The sequence below is a fragment of the Streptomyces sp. NPDC091649 genome (assembly GCF_044756785.1).
GTDB lineage: Bacteria > Actinomycetota > Actinomycetes > Streptomycetales > Streptomycetaceae > Streptomyces.
Genome location: NZ_JBIVTR010000002.1, coordinates 1 through 19,141, shown reverse-complemented (window position 1 = coordinate 19,141; position 19,141 = coordinate 1). Strand labels below are relative to the sequence as shown.

Here is a 19,141-nt window from a genome sequence, read left to right as displayed (position 1 = left end):
CTCAGTCCACCTCGGACAGCGCCTCGGCGAACTGCGCCGCGTACAGCCGGGCGTAGGCCCCGCCGGCCGCCAACAGCGACTCGTGCGTGCCCTGTTCGACGATCGACCCGCTCTCCATCACCAGGATCACGTCCGCGTCCCGGATCGTGGAGAGCCGGTGCGCGATCACGAACGACGTCCGCCCGTGCGCCAGGCGCGCCATCGCCTTCTGGATCAGCACCTCGGTCCGGGTGTCCACCGAGCTGGTCGCCTCGTCGAGGACCAGGATCACCGGGTCGGACAGGAACGCCCGCGCGATGGTGATCAACTGCTTCTCGCCCGCGCTGACCCCGCTGCCCTCGTCGTCGATGACCGACTCGTACCCGTCGGGCAGCGTCCGGATGAACCGGTCCGCGTGCGCCGCCTTCGCCGCCTCCTCGATCTCCTCCCGGGTGACCTCGCGCGAAGCGCCGTACGCGATGTTCTCGGCGATCGTCCCGCCGAACAGCCAGGTGTCCTGGAGGACCATGCCGATCGCGGACCGCAGGTCGTCCCGCGACATCTTCGCCACATCGACCCCGTCGAGGGCGATCCGCCCGCCGGTCACCTCGTAGAACCGCATCAGCAGGTTGACCAGCGTCGTCTTGCCCGCACCGGTCGGACCGACGATCGCGACGGTCTGCCCCGGCTCCACGCTCAACGACAGGTCCTCGATCAGCGGCTTCTCCGGCTCGTAACGGAAGGCCACCTTCTCCAGCGAGACCCGGCCCTCCAACCGCTCCGGGCGCTCACCGTGCTCCGGATCCGCGTCCTGCTCCTCGGCGTCCAGCAGCTCGAAGACCCGCTCGGCCGAGGCGATGCCGGACTGCACCAGGTTCGCCATCGAGGCGACCTGGGTCAGCGGCATCGAGAACTGCCGCGAGTACTGGATGAACGCCTGGACGTCACCGATCGACAGCGAGCCCGAGGCGACCCGCAGCCCGCCGACCACCGCGACCAGCACATAGTTGATGTTGGAGATGAAGAACATCAGCGGCTGCATGAGCCCGCTGGCGAACTGGGCCTTGAAACCCGCCTCGTACAGCGCCTCGTTCTGCTCGGCGAAGTCCCGCGCGGACTCCTCCTGCCGGCCGAAGACCTTCACCAGGGCGTGCCCGGTGTACATCTCCTCGACATGGGCGTTGAGCGTGCCCGTCACCCGCCACTGCTGCACGAACTGCGGCTGCGACCGCTTGCCGACCTGCGTGGCCACGACCACCGACAGCGGCACCGTCACCAGCGCGACCAGGGCCAGCAGCGGCGAGATCCAGAACATCATGACCAGGACGCCGACGATGGTCAGCAGGGAGTTGATGAGCTGCCCCATCGTCTGCTGGAGCGTCTGCGAGATGTTGTCGATGTCGTTCGTCGCCCGGCTCAGCACCTCACCGCGCTTGGACCGGTCGAAATACGACAACGGCAGCCGCGCCAGCTTCGTCTGGAGGTCCTCGCGCAACTGGAACACGATCCGGTTGATCACCCTGATCGACAGCCGCGTCGACGCCAGCATCAGCAGTCCGGCCCCGACGTAGATCACCAGGGCCAGCAGCAGGACGTCCCCCACCGCCCCGAAGTCGATGCCCTCACCCGGGGTGAAGTCCACCCCCGAGAGCATGTCGGCCATGGAGCCGCGGCCCTCCTCGCGCAGCCCGTCGATCGCCTGGGCCTTCGTCGTGCCGTCGGGCATTCCGCGCCCGACCACACCCGCGAAGACCAGGTCGGTCGCCTTCCCGAGGATCTTCGGCCCGGCCACCGACAGGGCGACGCTCGCCGTCACCGCGGCCAGCATCAGATACAGCGACGGCTTCTCCCGGCCGAACCGCCTCAGCAGCCGCTTGCTCGACCCCTTGAAGTCCATCGACCGATCGGTGGGCGCGCCCCCGGCCATCATTCGTCCGCCCGGACCGGCCATTACGCGGCCTCCGCTTCCGTCAGCTGGGAGAGCACGATCTCCCGGTACGTTTCATTGCCGTCCATCAGCTCGTGATGGGTGCCGGTCCCCACGAGCCGGCCCTCGTCCAGCACCAGGATCCGGTCCGCGTCACGGATGGTGGACACCCGCTGCGCCACGATCACCACGGTCGCCCCGGCAGTCTCCCGCCCCAGCGCCGCCCGCAGCGCCGCATCGGTCGCGTAGTCCAGCGCGGAGAACGAGTCGTCGAACAGATAGATCTCCGGGCGCTGCACCAGCGTCCGGGCGATGGCGAGCCGCTGCCGCTGACCGCCCGACACATTGGTGCCGCCCTGCGCGATCGGCGCGTCGAGCCCGTGCTCCAGCGCCTCGACGAACCCCTTGGCCTGCGCCACCTCCAGGGCGTGCCACAGCTCCTCGTCGGTGGCGTCCGGATTGCCGTACCGCAGGTTCGTCGCGACCGTCCCCGAGAAGAGGTACGGCTTCTGCGGCACCAGGCTCACCGTCTTCGCCAGCAGCGCCGGATCCAGCGTCCGGACGTCCTCGCCGTCGACCAGCACCTCGCCGCCCGTCACATCGAACAGCCGGGGTATGAGACCGAGCAGCGTGGACTTCCCGCTGCCCGTCGACCCGATGACCGCGGTCGTCTCGCCCGGCCGGGCCACCAGGTCCACCGCCCGCAGCACCGGCTCCTCCGCACCCGGGTAGCGGAACTCCGCGCCGCGCACCTCCAGATGCCCGTGCCGCCGCAGCTCGGTGACGGGAGAGACCGGCGGCACGACGCTCGAATCGGTCCCGAGCACCTCCTCGACGCGCTCGGCGCACACCTCGGCGCGCGGCACCATCATGAACATGAAGGTCGCCATCATCACGGCCATCACGATCTGCATCAGATAGGCGAGGAACGCCGTCAGCGCACCGATCTGCATCCCGCCGCTGTCGATCCGGTGCGCGCCGAACCACACCACCGCGACCGACGACAGGTTGACCACCGTCATCACGGTCGGGAACATCAGCGCCATCAGCCGCCCGGTCGCCACCGACACATCGGTCAGCTCGGTGTTCGCACCCCGGAACCGCTTCTCCTCGTACGCGTCCCGGACGAAGGCCCGGATGACCCGGTTGCCGGTGATCTGCTCCCGCAGCACCCGGTTCACGCCGTCCAGCCGCTCCTGCATGGTGCGGAACAGCGGCCCCATCTTCCTCACGATGAGGCCGACCGAGACCCCCAGCAGGGGCACGACCGCCAGCAGCACCGCCGAGAGCGGCACGTCCTGGCCGAGCGCCATGATGATGCCGCCGACGCACATGATCGGGGCCGACACCATCAGGGTGAACGCCATCAGCACCAGCATCTGGACCTGCTGGACGTCATTGGTGGTCCGGGTGATCAGCGACGGCGCCCCGAAACGCCCCAGCTCCCGGGCCGAGAAGGACTGCACCCGGTCGAAGACGGCGGCCCGCACGTCACGCCCGAGGGCGGAGGCGGTGCGCGCACCGTAGTACACGGCCCCCACGTTGCACACGACCTGCAACACGCTGACGGCGATCATGAGACCGCCGAACTCCAGGATGTAGCCGGTGTCACCGGTGACGACACCGTTGTCGATGATGTCGGCGTTCAGGCTCGGAAGGTACAGGGTGGCGCAGGTCTGGAGCAGCTGGAGGAACACCAGCAGCGCGATGGGTTTCTTGTACGGGCCCAGATGGGCCCGCAGGAGTTTTATGAGCACGCGGGTCTCTCGGAATCGGCGGAGGGCAGAGGCCGCCCCAGTTTCGCGTACGCCGTACTCCGGAGCGAACCCTTTTCGCCAAGCCCAGGTCAAACCTCCGGCGCCCGGCGGGGCCCGCGCGCCGGAAAGGCCGGCCCCGCCCGCGCCGCCCTGCCGGCCCGCGTCCCGGCAGGACTACTCCGGGTGCGCGCCCCCGAAGGCCCCCGGGTGGATCTGGTTCCGGGTCGCCGTGTACTGCTGACGCACCGCACCGCCCACCGCCAGTTCGTCGCCGGGCTCCAGCACCTGGGCCGCCGCACCCTGCCAGGCCGGGGGAGTGCGCGGGTCGAGGGACCCCTGTGAGACCCCGAGCGCCCAGGCCGCCTGCCGGGCCGCGCCGATCGCCGCGTACTGGGCCGGCTGCGGCACCACGACCTGAGTGCCGAACACGGCCGGGGCCAGAGCCTGTACGGCGGGCAGCTCGGCGGCGGCGCCCAGCAGGAACACCCGCCGCACCGCCACACCCCGCCCGCGCAGCACGTCCAGGGCGTCGGCCAACGAGCACAGCATCCCCTCGAACGCGGCCCGCGCCAGATGCTCCGGCTTCATCGACTCGCGCCGCAGCCCGCTCAGCGTGCCCGCCGTGTGCGGGAGCTGCGGGGTGCGCTCACCCTCCAGATACGGCAGCAGCACCAGCCCGGACGCCCCCGGAGTGGACTTCAGCGCCAGGGCCGACAGCTCCTCCAGCCCGTCCACGCCCAGCATCTCGGCGGTCCCGCGCAGCGCCCGTACGGCATTGGAGAGGTGCACCACCGGCAGATGCAGGCCGGTGGCGTCGGCGAACGAGGTGATCATCCCGTTCGGGTCGGCGAGCGCCTCGTGGTGCACCGCCATCACGGACCCGGAGGCCCCCAGCGACACGACCGCGTCGCCCACCGCGACCCCGAGCCCGAAGGCCGCGGCCATGGTCTCGCCGGTGCCCGCGGAGATCAGCAGCCCTTCGGGCGTCATCCCGGCGGAGTCGGCCGGGCCGAGCACCTCGGGCAGTCCGGCCGCGTGCCCGAGGGCCAGCTCGACCAGATCGGGACGGTAGGAGGCGGACCCGGCCGACCAGTACCCGGTGCCCGAGGCCGCGCCCCGGTCCGTGGTCCGCCGGGCGGGCCGGCCCAGCAACTGCCACACGAGCCAGTCGTGCGGCTGGAGCACCGAGGCCACCCGCTGGGCGTTCTCCGGTTCGGACCGCGCCAGCCAGCGCAGCTTCGCCACCGGCTGCGCGGCACTCGGCACGGCGCCGACGGCCTCCGCCCACGCCTGCCGCCCGCCCAGCGCGTCGATGAGATCGGCCGCGGCGACCTGTGCCCGTCGGTCGTTCCCGAGCAGAGCGGGGCGTACGAGATTGCCCTGCTGGTCCAGCGGTACGAGCCCGTGCTGCTGCGCGGAGACCCCGATGGCCTGCACGCCTTCGAGCAGCCCGCCGGAGGCCGCCTCACCGAGTGAGAGCAGCCATGCCTGCGGATCGACCTCGGTGGCCTTGGCCTCGACCGGGTGGGCGGCGTACCCCTCCCGGAGCACGGCGCCCGAGTCCGTGTCGCAGACGACGATGTGAGTGAAGGCGGAAGAACTGTCCAACCCCGCGACTATGCCCATGGGGAGATTCTGCCGCACACGGCGAATTTCCCGTAACCGCCGCCGTACGCGACGAGGGCCCCGGGTCCCGGGCGGACGAGGGCGCCGGGTCCCGGGACAACCCTCAGGTGTTGGTGGTCCCCCAGTCGTCCTCGCCGTTCTGCCCGCTGCGGTCCCGCAGCGACCGGACCCGCTCGGCGACGGAGGCGGGCACCCTGTCCCCGACCTTGTCGCTGACCGAGTGGTACGCCTTGCCCGCGTAGTCCCGTCCGCTGTGCGCGGCACTCTCGGCGGCGTTGCGCACGGCGGGGTTCTCCGTGAACTGCCGGGCCGACTTCTTCAGCTGCTCGTAACGCTCGCGCCCGGCCCGCGTGCCGAGCACGTAACCGAGCGCCACTCCGGCGATGAACGTGAGCCGGTACCGCATGGCTGCCACCCTTCCTGTGCCTGGTCGACGTGTGCAGCCCGCCTACCCGCGAGCACCCGGGTTCACCCCGGGCGATACCGATTGGCGGAGCACCCCCCTGCTTGCGCTAATGTATGTGTCGCAGCGAACGCGCGCCGCCCGGCAGCCGCCAGGCAGGTACGATTTCGCAGCGACGCAGCAATCCCCTGTAGCTCAATTGGCAGAGCAGCCGGCTGTTAACCGGCAGGTTACTGGTTCGAGTCCAGTCGGGGGAGCGCGATCCCCTGTAGCTCAATTGGCAGAGCATTCGGCTGTTAACCGGAGGGTTACTGGTTCGAGTCCAGTCGGGGGAGCGGAACGGAAGAGGACCCTACGGGGTCCTCTTTCGCATGCCGCCCGTGCGACCGCCGCGCGTGTCCGGGGAGGCCCACCGGACACGCTCGGCGGTCGCACGATCACCCTTTCGGGTCTTCTCGGCGCCGCCCGGAACCGGGCAGCGCGCAGCGGAGTCCTCAAGATCAGGCGAAGTCGGCCATCCGAAGCGAGAGATCGTATGACCGGCTATGCTGCGGCAGACGGGCGCACACGTGTACGCGCCACGCCGAAACGGGGCGGTAGCTCAGCCGGTTAGAGCAGCGGACTCATAATCCGTCGGCCGTGGGTTCGAGTCCCACCCGCCCCACCGAGCGTCCCCAGGCAGAATCGTTCTGACCTGGGGAAACGCGTTTTCTGGGAAACTGCGGGCTCCGCAACGGTGCAGCGAACGTGCAGCGTTCTGATTGCCTGTGAGCTTTCGTGCTGCTGTGACCTGGCGTTTTGGTCATTTCTTCGTGGGGCGCGTGGTGAACGATCCCACGGCCGTTGAGGAAGGGTCCGCCCCCGCCCAGCCCGACCCGCATCGATGCGACATCGGCCGCTTCGTGCGTGACCTGTCGGCTGCCGGCTCGAGGCTCTGACGGATGTTGTCGCAGTGTCCACCCTGCCCTTTGAAGCCTTCGCCCCGCTCCAAGATCCGCACTTTCGCACCTGGGGCTCGCGCACGCTCAAGGACGCCTCTGTGGACCGGCCAGGCGGGTGACCGACTCTGCCCGTTCACGCGGGGTGTTCCGTGAGTTCGGTGGGAAGAAACCCACCGCTCCCCTGTGGTCGACGGGTGTGTCCGACATCACTCGGGCCTCTTCGTGGTGCGCGTGAAACCTGGGCAGATGTCCTGATTTACGCAGATGGACTTACGGCACTCCCGTACCTACCGTCACATCGCTCTCGCAATATGTGAGGGCATGGCGGGGGTGAGGGAGGGGCTGGGGGATGTTGTGTCGTGCCCGTTTGCGCAGAACGATCGGTAGAGCTGCGGCGGGGAGTCTGGTCTGTGTTCTGGTCGCCGGTCTGTCCGGTGGCTCGGGAGCGCCCACGGCCTCGGCCCGTGACGGCGACGGTGCGCAGCCGGCCGCGCAGCAGGCTCCTGCGGGTGTCCCGGGAGCGTCGTCCGAGACGGATGCCCTGAACGAGGCGAAGCGCACGGGCGAGCACGTGGAAGTGATGTCGCTGCGCGGTGAGTCCAGTGAAGTCTTCGCTACACCTGAAGGTCTGCTGGAGGCGCGGGAGCATCTGCGGCCGGTGTGGGCACGCAAGGACGGGACGTGGAAGGCGGTCGACACGTCGCTGGTCGCCTCAGATGGCACGGTGGCTCCCAGGGCGTCCACGACCGAGCTCTCATTCTCGGGGGGAGGCGAGGGGCCGCTGGTCCGTCTCGCACGTGCGGGCCGGGCACTTGAGCTGTCCTGGCCCGGTGCCGTGCCGGCGCCGACTCTCGCTGATGACACGGCGACGTACGCCGACATACTCCCCGGTGTGGACCTGCGTCTCACGGCCACGCCGGACGGTTTCACCCAACTGCTGATCGTCAAGTCCGCCGAAGCCGCCAGCAGCCCACGTCTCGCTGAGCTGCGGCTGCGGCTCGCCGCGAGCGGCATGGAGGTGAGAGAGACATCCGAGGGCGGGATCGAGGCGGTCGACCGGGGAGCGGGTGGCGTGGTGTTCGAAGCACCCACTCCCGTCATGTGGGACTCCAGCCCGGGGGAGGAGGCCACAGATGCCTCGTCCTCGAACGCTTCGGCGCGTTCCGTGCCACAGGCCGGAACCGGGGGATCCGAGGAGCCCGGTGCCGGAGAATCGGGGCAGCTTGCACCGGTCGGCGTGGACGTGCCGGCCGGGGGCGGCGAGTTGGTCCTTACACCGGACCGAGACGTCCTGGTGGGCGAGGACACGGTGTACCCGGTGTTCATCGATCCGCAGTGGTATTCGCCCAAGGCGTCGGCCTGGACGATGGCCTCGAAGTACTGGGCGGGTTCGCCGCAGTGGAAGTTCAACGGGGACTCCGATGCGGGGCTCGGGTACTGCGGGTGGGTGTTCTGCAAGCCCTACGACACCAAGCGGCTCTTCTACCAGATTCCTACGTCCCGGTTCGCAGGGAAGTCGATCCTGTCGGCGGAGTTCGTGGTGCGTGAGACGCATGCCGCTTCCTGTGAGAAGAGGGAGGTCCAGTTGTGGCGGACGAAGGGGATCAACTCCTCGACCACCTGGAACTCGCAGAGCGCATCCGGGTTCTGGGTGGATCACATCGAGAACCGGAGTTTCGCCTACGGCGCCGATGGCTGTGCGGCCGCCGACGCCGAGTTCGACGTGAAGGGCGTGGTCGCGCAGGCAGCGGCCGGGAAGTGGTCGACTCTGACCTTCGGTATGCGGGCCACGAGTGAGTCGGATCCGTACACGTGGAAGCGGTTCTCGGATGACGCGTTCCTGCGGGTGCAGTACAACCGTCCGCCCGCGCAGATCAAGGTGGCGCAGCTGACGCAGAACCCGGGTGGCGCGTGTGGCAGGCCGGGCGCGGCCAAGCGCGTGCGGATCCTGCCGACACTGCGGGCCAACGACGTGACCGACCCGGACAGGGACCGGGTGCGGGTGCAGTTCGAAGCCTCGTGGGACTCAGGAGACGGCAAGGGGTTCGTCAGCCGCTGGACCTCGGCCGTCTCCACCTACAAGACGTCGGGCTCCGACTTCTCTCTGTCGCTGCCCAGCAGTATTCCGAAGAACAGGACGATCGGCTGGTCGGCCCGCTCGAACGACGGGGCGCAGTGGTCGCCCTGGTCGTGGGTCGGCTCCGCGACCGCCTGCAACATGGTCTACGACACCTCCGTACCGGCAGGCCCCTCCATCGCCTCCGGCCAGTACCCACCCTCCGACCCCGAGGATCCCCAGGACCCATGGCTCGACGGCGTGGGCCGGTACGGCACCTTCACGGTCGACTCCTCCTCCACTGACGTGTCGAAGTACTGGTTCGGTGTCAACGGTGATCCGAGCAGCAAGCACGCGCTGACCACCTCGGGCGGTGGCGCGAAGACCATGAAGGTCATGCCGACCAGGCCCGGCGTCAACTTCATCACCGCGCAAGCCTTCGACACGGCGGGCAACGGCAGCGAGATCAGCACCTACCAGTTCCGGGTCAGGGTCGGCCAGCCCGACCGGCTGAGCTGGGACTTCGACGAACCCACCGGGGCAGCCGCGGCCAAGGGCCAGGGCGGTACCTGGCCGGCGCACCTGAACGGCGGTGCACAGCCGGGGTCGGACGGTGTGACCGGTAACGGCCTTCACCTGGACGGCGTGGACGACCACGCGGCCACACTCTCACCGGTGCTGAACACCGGGAAGAGCTTCTCGGTGTCGCTGTGGGCGAGGCTGCCTGCCGACAAGCCGGACGCCGCCACGGTGGCGGTCTCCCAGGCGGGCCACAACACCAGTGGGTTCGAGATCTACCACTCCTCGGCGCTGGGCGGCTGGGCGTTCCTGCGGCACACCGCGGACGCGGCGGGGACCACGACGGTGCGCGCCGTACAGCCCGCGTGCCCGGCGGGCGACACCCTGTGCGCGAGCGGCCGGCTCGGAGTCTGGACCCATCTGGTGGGGGTGTTCGACAACCCGGGCCAGCAGTTGAAGCTGTATGTCGACGGGAAGCTCGTTGGCTCGGCTCCCTTCACGGGGCCGTGGGACGCGCGAGGCAGGACGATCCTGGGGGCGGCCTCGCACTACGGTACGACGGAGAACTTCTTCGGCGGCGATCTGGACGAGGTGCAGCTGTTCGACTACCAGTTGGTCGACGGCCAGGTGGCACGGCTGCACGCGAAGCAGCCGGTGGACACCAACCGTCCGGCCAAGCTCGCATGGCCGCTGGACGAGGACAGTGCGGCGACAGCGGTGACGGGGCGCGCCCAGCAGGCGGATGCCACGCTGAAGGGCGGCGCCAAGAGCGGGGCGGAAGGGGTGGCGGGTACCGGTCTGGAACTGGACGGTGCCGACGACCACGCCGTCACCGGACGTCCCGTGATAGACACCTATCAGAGCTTCGCGGTCTCCGCGTGGGCCCGGGTACCGAAGAACAAACCCAACCGGGCCATGGTGGTGGCCCATCAGAACGGCACCTCCAACCGGGGCTTCGAGCTGTACCACTCCACCACGGGGTGGGTCTTCCAGCGGGCCACCGCCGACACCGCCGACGCCCCTCTCGTACGCGCGGTGGAGACAGCGACCAGTGACCCGAACTGCCCCCTGGCCGCCCCGGGCGAATGGGCCCACGCGGTGGGTGTTTACGACATCGACGCCCAGCAGATCCGCCTCTACGTCAACGGCTGCCTCAAAGCCACCCAGCCCTTCACCACGCCCTGGCTCGCCTTCGGGTCCGTCACCTTGGGAGCCTCCGGCTACAGCAGCGGATTCAGCAACTTCTTCCAGGGCAACCTCGACGACATACAGCTGTACGACCGCACCATCTCCGACGACGAGGTGCGGCAGCTGTTCAAGCAACGCCCGCTGGTCAAGAGCCGTTGGCTGCTGGAGAGCAACCCCGCCGCGCCGGCCACCTCCCCGAACGCGGCCGCCGGCGCGTACCCACTGACGCTGAACGGCAATGCCGCGATCGGGTCCGGCTGGGTCGATGACGGCGGACTCGTCCTGGACGGCGTCGACGACTACGCGGCCACCACCGGTGTCCCACTGGACACCGGTGCCAGCTACACCGTCACCGCGTGGGCCCAGGCAGCGGCAGTCCCCGACGGGCCTGCCACCGTGATCAGCGCCGTAGGCGCTGCCACAAGTGCCTTCGCCGTTCGCTACGTTCCCGACGCACTGGGCATAGGGCGCTGGCAGATCGAAATGGCCGGCGCGGATTCCGCCACCGCAATCCCGGTCAGGGTGGAGAACCAGTCCTTCTACAGCGCCACCGACTGGAATCACCTGGCGCTCGTGTACGACGGCTTCGCCGATCAGGCGCGCCTTTACGTCAACGGCCAGCTGGAGCAGGTGACCTGCCCGGACACTGACGAGGACGGTACTCCGGACGACCCGTCCTGCACGGACCGGGTGTCGTGGGCGGCCAACACTGCGGCCTTCCCGGCGACGAAGTCCCTGCAAGTCGGCCGCGTCCTGGACGGTGCCACCGCCGGTGAGTACTGGCCGGGCGGCATCGACGACATCTGGGCCTTCCAGGGAGCACTGGACGAGACGCAGATCAGCATGCTGGCGCAGGGCTGGCCCGGTCTGCCCACTCGCGTACCGGCCGAGGGCTGACCCGGCCCGGGCCGCCGTACCTCTGCGGACGGCGGCCCAACGCATCGGTCTCCATGCACCACGCGCGACTGCATCACCCACGTGTGTCACCGGGCAGCCGCGCCCGTGGCCGGATCCAGTGAGGACGACGAATGAACGGCAGAGACGGATCTCGCAGATGGATCGTGCTTCGCCGGCGCGTGTGCCTGAGCGTGTCGGCCGTCCTGGTCGGCACACTCCTCCAGGGCATCACCGCCCCGGCGAATGCCGATGGCGGCACGGGGCTGCCCGGGCTGCCGGCCTACGAGAAGCCACTGACCGGACACACCGTCAAGACCGAGCCCCGTATCGACGACGGCGCGCCCACCTCTCCGAGGAGCAAGCCCAGAGCCGCCTGGGCACGGCCCGGCACGGCAACCGTGAAGGCTCCTGGCAGGGGGCAGGCTGCCCGCCAGGCCGGGGACCTGCCCGTCGCCCTCACCGCTCCGTCGCCGACCGCGGCCCGGCAGAAGAACGTGCGGCCGGCCGCAGAATCGGCCGCCGTGCGTGTGCTCGGCCGGGAACAGGCGTCGAAGGCCGGCGTCGAGGGCCTGCTGTTCACTCTCACGCCTGCGGCTCCTTCTGGTGAGAAGCAGGCCGACACGGTCAACACCGGGGTCCGGGTCGACTACGCCTCGTTCGCTCAGGCTTACGGCGGCGCCTACGCCTCACGTATGCGGCTGGTCGAGCTGCCGGCCTGTTCCCTGACGACCCCGGACGCGCCGGCCTGCCGTACCGGTCGGCCCGTCTCGGCCACCAATGACACGGAGAAACACCAGCTCACCGCCAGCGACCTTGCTCTTGAGACAGGTGCCGTGACCGTGCTGGCCGCCGCAGCGGGTGTGTCCAGCGAGGCCGGCGACTACACCGCCACCCCGCTCTCGCCGTCCGCGGCATGGCACACCAACGTGAACACCGGTGACTTCACCTGGTCCTACGACATTCCCGTACCGGACGTTCCCGGCGGTATGCGTCCCATCCTCGGGATGAGCTACTCCTCCGGCAGTATCGACGGCCGCACCGGCACGACCAACAACCAGTCCAGCTGGGTCGGCGACGGATTCGACCTGTGGCCCGGCTCCATCGAACGCCGCTACAAGTCGTGTGCGGACGACGGCATCAAGAACGCCGACGGGAATACTCCCGGCGATCTGTGCTGGGGCTACGACAACGCCTTCATATCCTTCAACGGTAAGGCGGGGGAGCTGGTCCCGACGGGGACCGACACGTTCAGGCTTCAGAGCGACGACGGCACGAAGATCAAGAGACTGACCGATACGGCCCGCGGCAACGGGGACAACGACGGCGAGTACTGGGAGCTGACCACCCCGGAGGGCACCCGCTACTACTTCGGCTACCACAGGCTGCCCGGCTGGGCCACGGGCAAGGAGAGCACCGACTCCACCTGGACCACTCCTGTCTACGGCGACGACAACGGCGACAAGTGCCACGCCACGGCATTCGCCGACTCATGGTGTCAGCAGGCATGGCGGTGGAATCTCGACTACGCCGTCGACCTCCACGGCAACGCCGTCGCGTACTACTACGACAAAGAAGCAAACTCCTACGGCCGCAACCTCGAGGACACCGACGACACCCCCTACACACGCGGCGGTTCCCTCGACCGCATCGAATACGGCCTCAAGTCGGCCGACCTCTACGCGGGCAATGCCTTGGCGAAGGTCGACTTCACCAACGCCGAACGCTGCCTTCCCGTATCAGGCGTGACCTGCGCCGAGGACACCATCGGTGACAAGTCCTTCTACTGGTACGACACCCCGTACGACATGCACTGCGCCTCGGGAACCACCTGCGATCAGGGCCGGTTGTCACCCACCTTCTGGACCCGCAAGCGCCTGGCCTCGATCACCACCCAGGTCCTCAAGAGCGACAGCACCTACGCCGACATCGACTCCTGGAAACTCGGCCACCGCTGGGGTACGGCCGACGTCGACTACCAGCTGCTCCTGGACTCGATCCAGCACACCGGCCACTCAGCGACCCCTGCCATCACCCTGCCGAAGACGACATTCGGCTACGTCCAGGCGGCCAACCGGCTGGACCGAACGGGAGACGGCAAGGCGCCCTTCATCAAGGAACGCCTCTCCGATGTCTTCGACGAGTACGGCGGACAGATCGGCGTCGACTACTCGGCTCCCGCCTGCGCCTGGGACGCGCTGCCCACCCCGCAGGCCAACACCACCCGCTGCTTCCCCCAGTACATCGGCGGCAGTGCCAGTGACGACCCTACCCAGCAGTGGTTCAACAAGTACGTCGTCGACGCCGTCACCCTCACCGACCGGACCGGGAACGCACCGGACCAGATCACCCGTTACACCTACCTCGGTGACGCCGCCTGGCACTTCGACGACGATGACGGGCTGACCAAGGAGAAGTTCAAAACCTGGTCCCAGTGGCGTGGCTACGGTCACGTCCGTGTTCAGGCCGGCGGCGTCGGCGCCATGAAGTCCCAGGAGGAGCACTTCTTCCTGCGCGGCATGCACGGCGACCGGAAAGCTCCCTCGGGTGGCACGAAGGACGTGTCCGTCTCCCTGGGCGCGGGGGAGGGCGAACCGATCATCGACCACGAAGCCGCAGGAGGCTTCGAGTACAAGTCCGCCGTGTACTCCGCCCCGGGTGGCAAGGTCCTGAAAAAGACCGTCAGCAGGCCGTGGCACCACGAGACGGCCAAGCGGACCCGCTCCTGGGGCGCGATCACGGCCAACTTCACCGGCGCGTCGAACACCCGCGTTCTCACCTCTCTCGACAATGGAGCGGGTGACCGCTGGCGCGAGACCAGCACCTTCACCACCTACGACACCGTCGCGGGCCGTGTCGCCCAGGTGAACGACCTCGCCGACACCTCCCTCCCCGGCGACGACCAGTGCACCCGCACCACGTACGCCACCAACACGGCCAAAAACATCCTGTCCCTGCCCGCCCGTGTCGAGACCGTGGCCGCCGCCTGCACCGCGACCGACGTCGACCGCAGCAAAGCGGTCATCGCCGATACCCGCACCGCCTATGACAACGGCGCGCACGGGGCGGCCCCGAGCAAGGGCGACGCCACCAATACCGCCACGCTCAAGGAGCACACCGGCAGCCGCGCCACGTACCTGGAGAACAGCACCACCCACGACGGCTACGGCCGGCCCCTGAAAGCGACCGATCTCACCGCGACGCTCGTCTTCGACGCGGCCGGCGCACAGGTGTCGAAGACCGCACGCACCGACGGCCGCACGACGACCACGGCCTACACGCCCGCGACCGGCCGGGCCACACAGGTCACGGTCACCACACCGCCGGCCAGAACCACCGACGCCGCCTCCGCGCAGACCACCAGGACAACGCTCGATCCGCTGCGCGGCCTGCCCGTCACGAAACTGGACACCAACAACCTGCGCACGGACCTGACCTACGACGCCCTCGGGCGCTCCCTGAAGGTCTGGCTGCCCAACCGTTCCAAGGCAAGCAACCACACCCCGAACCACGAGTACACCTACACGGTCGCCGAGAACCGACCGATCGCCGTAGCTTCCAAGACCTTGGGCAAGAACTCCGTCCAGCTCACCGCCTATACCCTCTACGACGGATTCCTCCGTCCCCGCCAGGCACAACTGCCCGGCCCCGATGGCGGACGCCTGATCACGGAAACCTTCTACGACGACCGGGGCCTGGCCACCAAGACGTTCGCTCCCTACTACACCACCGGTGCGCCGCAAACCGGGCTGTTCCGACTGGACGACGCCATGAGCGTCGAAACTCAGGGCTGGAACACCTACGACGGCTTGGGCCGCCTCACCGAAGCCACCCAGATCGCGGGCAACGGCGACGGAGGGGAGCGCCTCGGCACCACCCGCACCCTCTACGGCGGCGACCGGACGACCGTGATCCCGCCGGTGGGCGGCGCCGCCACGACCACCCTGACAGACGCCCGCGGGATGACGACGGAGATGCGGCAGCACCACTCGCGCAACGCCGACGCCGCCTACGAATCCACCCGCTACGAGTACACCTCCGCAGGGCAGCTGGCCAAGGTCACCGACCCGGCCGACAACATGTGGACCCACACGTACGACCAGCGGGGACAGAACGTCTCCAGCAAGGACCCGGACAGCGGCACCACCACCAGCACCTACGACGACCGCGGCCAGCTCACCTCGACCACCAACACGAGGAAGAGCAGGAACAAGCTCTTCTATGACTACGACAACCTGGGCCGCCGCACCGAACTGCGCGAGGGCTCGGCCACCGGCACCCTGCTGGCCGACTGGACCTACGACACCGTCTCCGGCGCCAAGGGCTTCCTCGCCTCCACCACCCGCTACAGCGGTTCCGCCGCCTACACCACCAAGGTGCTGGACTACGACCCGCTCTACCGTGCCACACGCACCAGCATCACCGTTCCGGCCGCCGAGGGCGCCCTGCAGGGCAGCTACCAGTTCAACACCCGATACAACACCGACGGCACCGTCTCCGGAACGGGCTTCCCCGCGGCCGGGGGACTGCCCGGCGGGGGTGTCACCTACGGCTACGACGACACGCTGCGCCCGGTCCAGATCACCGGCAGCCAGGGCATGAAGGCCGTCACCGGGTACAGCTACACCGGGAAGCCCCTGCAGACGCAGCTGACCAACGGTGCGGCCGGGAAGATCACTCAGGTCGACAACACCTACCAGCGGGGCACCCAGCGGTTGGAGACCAGCAGGGTCGACCGCGAGGACCAGCCCGGCGTCGACAAGTTCGCCACGTACACATACGACGAGGCCGGCAACATCCTCGGCGTCGCGGACGTCAACCGCACCGGCACCGACTCCCAGTGCTTTACCTACGACCACCTCCAGAGGCTCACCACGGAGTGGACACAGGCCACGACCACCTGTGCGGGATCGCCTTCGGGCAGCTCGGTCGGCGGTCCGGCCCCGTACTGGAACTCCTACACCTACGACAAGGCCGGCAACCGCCTCACCGAGACCCGGCACGACATCGCGGGTGACACCTCGAAGGACACCTACCGCACCTACGACTACCCCGACCCGGGCACCGCGCAGCCGCACACCCTGGCCTCGGTCACTGCGGTCGGCCCGAACGGCACGTCACGTGACTCCTACACCTACGACGAGACCGGCAACACCCGGACCCGCACGCTCCAAGGGGACCAGCAGGTCCTCGAATGGGACGCGGAAGGTCATCTCGCCAAGGTCACCAAGCCTGTCGAAGGCTCCGCCGACGAAGTCACCGAATACCTCTACGACACCGAGGGGCAGCGCCTGATCGGCCGCACCCCCACCGAGACCACGCTCTACCTCGGCTCCACCGAGATCACCTTGGCGAAGGGGACCGCCTCACCGAAGGCCACGCGCTACATCGACCTCGGTGGCGGAAACCAGGCGGTCCAGAGCGACGACGGCAGCATCTCGTTCACACTCGGAGACCACCACGGCACCGGACAACTGGCCGTCGACTCGGCGGACATGTCCATCAGTCGACGCGGCACCACTCCCTTCGGCAGCCCACGCGGCCAGACACCCGCCCACTGGCCGGGAACCAAGGGATTCGTCGGTGGCACCACCGACACCAGCACCGGCCTGACCCACCTGGGAGCGCGCGAATACGACCCGTCCACCGGCCGCTTCATCAGCGTCGACCCCATCATGGACCCGGCCAGTCCCCAGCAGATCAATGGCTACGCCTATGCCAACCACTCACCCGTAGCCGGCGCCGACCCCACCGGCCTGTACTGCGACAGTTGCAGCTACAACAATCCCGACAGCGTCTGGGGACCGGGAAGCGGCCCTGGCTGCACGCACTACAACTGCTACAACCAGGACGGCAGCGTCGCCTACGAAGTACGCAAGACAGACTGGTCCCCGCCCAGCGCCAAGTCCTCGGCGGGCCGGGGCGCGAAGCCCACCTCCAAGCCGGTGGCCGAACCCGAACCCATCTTCCTGGCCGGCGTGCGCATCCCCACGCCGAAGGAGATGAACTACCGCTCCGGCTACCAGGACCTGTGGGACGACTACCAGGCCCAGGTGATGCGCTGGTCCGAGGGCCAGTGCCAGTCAGACCCCGGCTCCGAGGTCTGCGCCGCCGCCCACGCCCTCGGCTGGGTGCGGCCCGGTTTCGACCTGTTCGGGATCCAGGACGCTATCGACTGTGCCCATGGCAGTGTGAGCGGCTGTCTGTGGACCGCGGTGGGGATCATCCCCTGGACCAAGATCGGCAAGGCAGCCAAGCTGCTCCTCAAGGGGGGCAAGCACGCCGACGCCGGCAAGCTGGCCACCTGCGCGGTGCGGCACAGCTTCGTGGCGGGCACCGAGGTCGCGATGGCCGACGGCACGAGCAAACCCATCGAACAGGTGGAGGTCGGCGACCACGTCCTTGCCACCGATCCCGTGACCGGCCGGACACAGGCCCGCGAAGTGGTCGCCACCATCACCAAGGACGACGACAAGCACTACACCCGCCTCACGATCGCCACTTCCGACGGCGAAGCCGGCATCACCGCCACCGACCACCACCCCTTCTGGAACCCGGACGCCCAGGCATGGGTGAACGCCGCCGACCTCGAACCCGACACCAGGCTGCTCACCGCTGACGGAACGGTCGCGACCGTCGAGAATGTCCGGCACTACCGTACGACCGGCCGTACCTACGACCTCACGGTCGCCGGGGTGCATACGTACTATGTGCTGGCGGGCAAGACTCCGGTACTCGTTCACAATTCCGGCGGCTGCCCTGATCTGGACGCTCTTTCGCAGAGCGGTATGCGCGCGGCCAAGGGGAAGACGACTCATGCAGGACGCGAGTATCAGAAGCACATGAACCGAGGGGATCTGCCTGTGGTTCCAGGGAAGCAGTTGAAATCGGCCGGTCAGGATCTGCTGGATGACATTCTGACCAACCCGAAAACCGCTACGTCGCCTGTGAATTCTGGCAACTTCGCTGGCGGGTCGCGGTACATCATGCCGGATCCGGCCGGTGGGCGCGGAATCGGGGCGACGTTCGACGCAAATGGTCAGTTCCAATACTTTGGGCGGTATTAGAAATGTTGGCAATCCAGCCGTGGGATGCTCGGGCCCACAATGGTGCCAGTCTTGCTGAACTCCAGGAAGCTATCGCAGGCGAGGTCGTGCGAACGGTCCGCTATGTGGCGGTGCGTGGGAACGGCTGGCCCGAAGGGCATAGAGAAGATCGCGCTCACGAAGTCGACATGGCCGTTGAGCTGGGCATGGAGAGCGGGTCCGTGCTGGTTCTGGCCTGGGCGATGGATGGTTTCAATGAAGGCATGGCGATCGAGTTCAGGGGCCCCGGAGAGTCGGGCGCAAAATCGCTTGGAGACCCTATTGATGTGAGTAATCACATCGATTGGAGCCGGTTCCTCGGTGTGTCGATCGCCAGCCTCGGAGCCGCCTGGCATGTCCCTAACGAGGGATGCCAAGAAATGCCTTGGGCGTACCGCTTCGGGTTCTCCGATAAGTCGAGCCTGGTGATTGCGCTAGGTGAATCCGACGGGGCGGGATTCACCTATATGCCTGATGCGCTAGTCGTGATTTTCGATGAGAGCATTGCGGCCGCCTATAAGATTCCAGCGAGCGGCACTTCTTCGACTGGGTAGATGGAATCGGGCGCTGGGATTGATGCGTTCCGCATACCCTTGGTTTGATTGCGCAATTTCCTGGCGATTGAATTATGGGGGAAATAGAAGAAAGCAAAGGGGCCCCGCCGGAGTGATCTCGAGTTCTAGCGGTCGTTGCAACACTGCTGGCTCAGACGGCGAGTAGATCACGTAGACGCTCGGCTGGTGTATTCCAGCCGAGCGTCTTGCGT

At 68.2% G+C, this 19,141-nt stretch carries 7 protein-coding genes and 3 tRNA genes; 6 read left to right on the top strand and 4 right to left on the bottom strand.

Features of this window, described 5'->3' with window-relative positions:
- Position 1: 1 nt before the first annotated feature.
- The 4 genes from ACIQMU_RS05370 to ACIQMU_RS05355 form a co-directional block, all read right to left on the bottom strand.
- Positions 2-1,930, bottom strand: coding sequence for an ABC transporter ATP-binding protein (locus tag ACIQMU_RS05370; protein ID WP_352241391.1), 1,929 nt, complete (start codon positions 1,928-1,930; stop codon positions 2-4).
- Positions 1,930-3,663 (bottom strand): ABC transporter ATP-binding protein, encoded by a 1,734-nt coding sequence (locus ACIQMU_RS05365; RefSeq protein WP_352241390.1) that lies wholly within the window; start codon positions 3,661-3,663, stop codon positions 1,930-1,932. Before ACIQMU_RS05365 ends, ACIQMU_RS05370 begins: the two co-directional genes overlap by 1 nt.
- Positions 3,664-3,837: 174 nt before the next feature.
- Positions 3,838-5,289, bottom strand: a complete 1,452-nt coding sequence (locus ACIQMU_RS05360) for an FGGY family carbohydrate kinase (RefSeq protein ID WP_402688256.1) — start codon at positions 5,287-5,289, stop codon at positions 3,838-3,840.
- 103 nt (positions 5,290-5,392) lie between these two features.
- Positions 5,393-5,695, bottom strand: a complete 303-nt coding sequence (locus tag ACIQMU_RS05355) for a YtxH domain-containing protein (protein WP_352241388.1) — start codon at positions 5,693-5,695, stop codon at positions 5,393-5,395.
- 181 nt (positions 5,696-5,876) lie between these two features.
- Here ACIQMU_RS05355 and ACIQMU_RS05350 point away from each other — a divergent pair.
- From ACIQMU_RS05350 to ACIQMU_RS05325, 6 genes are all read left to right on the top strand, one after another.
- Positions 5,877-5,949: transfer RNA gene (locus ACIQMU_RS05350), tRNA-Asn, on the top strand.
- Between the two features lie 5 nt (positions 5,950-5,954).
- A tRNA-Asn gene (locus ACIQMU_RS05345) sits at positions 5,955-6,027 on the top strand.
- Positions 6,028-6,282: 255 nt separating this feature from the next.
- A tRNA-Ile gene (locus ACIQMU_RS05340) sits at positions 6,283-6,356 on the top strand.
- Positions 6,357-7,525: 1,169 nt separating this feature from the next.
- Positions 7,526-11,293: a LamG domain-containing protein gene (locus ACIQMU_RS05335; RefSeq protein WP_402688255.1), complete on the top strand. Its 3,768-nt coding sequence runs from the start codon at positions 7,526-7,528 to the stop codon at positions 11,291-11,293.
- Between the two features lie 179 nt (positions 11,294-11,472).
- On the top strand, positions 11,473-18,357 hold the full coding sequence (locus ACIQMU_RS05330; protein ID WP_402688254.1) for a polymorphic toxin-type HINT domain-containing protein: 6,885 nt from the start codon (positions 11,473-11,475) through the stop codon (positions 18,355-18,357).
- A gap of 2 nt (positions 18,358-18,359) precedes the next feature.
- Complete coding sequence (locus ACIQMU_RS05325; protein WP_352241385.1) at positions 18,360-18,929, top strand: hypothetical protein; 570 nt, start codon at positions 18,360-18,362, stop codon at positions 18,927-18,929.
- The last annotated feature ends 212 nt before the right edge of the window (positions 18,930-19,141 follow it).